The organism is Bradyrhizobium cosmicum (assembly GCF_032290525.1).
Taxonomy (GTDB): domain Bacteria; phylum Pseudomonadota; class Alphaproteobacteria; order Rhizobiales; family Xanthobacteraceae; genus Bradyrhizobium; species Bradyrhizobium cosmicum_A.
In genome coordinates, this window is sequence record NZ_JASXTA010000565.1 from 1 (window position 1) to 239 (window position 239).

Consider the following 239-nt stretch of genomic DNA (forward strand, 5'->3'; position numbering starts at 1 on the left):
CTACCGGAGCGGGCTGGGTCAGCCGCCGTTTGATCCGCGGATGATGACGGCGCTGCTTCTGCACGGCTACGCGAGCGGTATCTACTCGTCGCGGCGGATCGCCAGGGCGGCGGTGGAGCGGGCGGATTTCATGATGATCGTGGCGGGCGATGCGCCGGACTTCCGCACGATCTCAGAGTTCCGGCGGCGGCACCTGAAGGCGCTGGCCGACCTGTTCGTGCAGGTGTTGAAGCTGGCCG

Annotated in this window: 1 protein-coding gene; it reads left to right on the top strand. The window is 67.8% G+C overall.

Annotated features, from left to right (window positions below; translation table 11 throughout):
* The coding region (locus QSV46_RS40955) for a transposase (RefSeq protein WP_314964477.1) at window positions 1–239 on the top strand (239 nt) is incomplete at both ends.